Here is a 2,332-nt window from a genome sequence, read left to right on the forward strand (position 1 = left end):
GCGAACAGCCGCTCCCCTACCCCGCGGTCATCGAGGACGTGACCGCCAGTGTGAAGACGCTCCTGGCCTGCGGCGACGGGGAGGCCAAGGCCGGCCGAGTCCTTTCGGGTCTGAATGCGACAAGGCTGCGCGCGGCCGTCGAGCAGTTGATTTCTGTGCTTCGGGCTGCGGGCATGGAGGTGGCATCGCGCCCCGAGCCGGACGACGTGCCGCCGGCTACCGAGCACACCAACGATTCCACGGCCCCGTCGGCGCGCGAGGGCGGGATGGACGGCGGCAAGGTGGCGCTGGACCCGGCGCTGGCGGCTCGTGCGTACCGAGTGCTGGCCGAGGCCGCGTCTCGCCGGTAGATCGGGGGTTGCTCATGTATCTCGTGCCCCAACATGAGCAACCCCCAGGGCGCGGTGTCGTGACCGGACACCGGCACCCTCCTTCCCTCCTTCGCGGCTATGCCGCGCGTGGAGGCACCGCGGACCCTCTTCTCTCCACCGTGGTGAGCGATCCCCCGGTTCGCGGTGCCCCCGCGACCTCGACGCGGTGACGCTCCTTCCGGCGTAGACGGGTCGGCGTGTGAGCCTCGCCGTTCCGCGTGTGTCACACCGTAGCGACCCGGCGACTTTCTGCAAACACGGAACCGTGACTTGATTTCCTGCGTGTCGTTTCGGACCTGAATCCGACGTCGCACCTTGGTCCGAACGCAATGGCCCTCGCAGGGCGCGACGTAAAGCCATCGGGCTTCCTACAGTCCTTTTCGATCGTGTCGTCCCGGTGCTGACCGGGCGGACGGCGAACACCACCCCGCGTGTTCAGCGGCGCGCGTTTACGCGGCGCCGCCCGTACGCCTTAGGAGCACCGTGAAAACGGCTGTGAAGGACCGCCTCAAAGAACTGAATGGGGCGCTGCAGGTCAAGGCCAGGGAGCTGGACGAGGCTTCCAACGGCTGGACCATAGAAGACGGCAACGTGGTCGTTTCGACCGAGCAGCACGCCGCGTACGTCAAGGCCATCAACGAGGCCGAAGAGATCAAGCGGCTGATCATGACGGAGGAGCAGGGCGCGGGGATCTTCGATTTCCTCTCCGGCGCCAACGGCACTCCGGCCGCCGCGCAGGAAGCCGCCGCACAGGGGCGCACCCTGGTCTCCAGCAAGTCGCTGGCCGACATGTGGTTCGAGTCCGACGAATTCGCCGAGATGAAGTCCTCGGGCTTCCGGAACTTCGGCCACACCACTCAGTTCGACCAGGGGCTCTACTCGTTCGAGCGGAAAGACGTCTTTTCCGCCATGGCGGGAACGACCACGATCAACACGCTCGGCACGGCGCAGAACCTCGGCTTCACCCCGAGAATGCTGAGGCCTGGCAGGGTGAGGGATCTTTTCCCGGCCGAGACGACGACGGCGAATCTGCTGTTCGGCATGAGGGAAACCGGATTCACCAACCGCGCGGCCGTGGTGCCCGAGCGGCGCGCGGCAGATGGCGTAAGCCCGCCTACCGGTGGCCCGACCGACGTCTACGCTCTCAAGCCGCGATCCGACCTGAGCATCGTTCCGGTCACTTATCCGATCGCCACGATCGCGCATATCATTTATGCGCACCGAAACACCCTGGACGACGAGCCGCGCATGCGCGGAATCATCGACAGGGACATGATCGACGGCATCAAGATGACCGAAGACGCGCAACTGCTTTACGGCGACGGCGTAGGGGACAACCTCACCGGGCTGTTCAACACGAGCGGCGTCCAGACCTATGTGGGCCTGAACACCGACCCGCGTACCGCGCAAATCCGCAGGGCCATGACCAGGGCGATCCTGGCCTATTTTAACCCAAACGGTGTAGTGCTTCATCCTCTCGATTGGGAGGATTTGGAGCTGGAGCGCGACAATACCGGCGCCTACAGACTCGCGGTGAATGTCGCCATCGGCGGCGAGAAGCGCGTCTGGAGAATGGACGTCATCGACACGCCCGTCATCGAGGAGGGTCGTTACATTCTCGGCGCCTGGGGCACCGGGGCGAAGCTGTACGACCGCCAGCAGGTGAATATCCAGGTTTCCACGGAAAACCGGGACATGTTCGAGAGGAACGCCGTGACGATCAGGTGCGAGGAGCGCCTAGGGCTGGTCGTAGACCGGCCGGAGAGTTTCGTCATCGGCACGCTCACCACGCCCGCCCCCTAGGGCTTTCGCATAAAATAGGGGGGCGGGTTGATCCCGCTCCCCTATTTCGTTGTTGAAGGCGTATTTATGGCGCGCTGGATTTGGGTTTCTTTGGGCTACGCCACGTTCGGCATCGTGGTCTCTGACGGGCGGGTGGTCGACGCGGCGCCCATCGCCGC

2 protein-coding genes are annotated in these 2,332 nt (G+C 64.9%); both read left to right on the forward strand.

The window, feature by feature from the left end; genetic code table 11:
• On the forward strand, window positions 1–350 hold a 350-nt coding region (locus tag AB0B89_RS36040), incomplete at its 5' end, for a hypothetical protein (protein WP_358562169.1).
• A gap of 504 nt (window positions 351–854) precedes the next feature.
• Window positions 855–2,174 (forward strand): phage major capsid protein, encoded by a 1,320-nt coding sequence (locus tag AB0B89_RS36045; protein WP_358562172.1) that lies wholly within the window; start codon window positions 855–857, stop codon window positions 2,172–2,174.
• The last annotated feature ends 158 nt before the right edge of the window (window positions 2,175–2,332 follow it).

It is taken from the genome of Sphaerisporangium sp. NPDC049002, from assembly GCF_040649355.1.
Taxonomy (GTDB): Bacteria; Actinomycetota; Actinomycetes; order Streptosporangiales; family Streptosporangiaceae; genus Sphaerisporangium.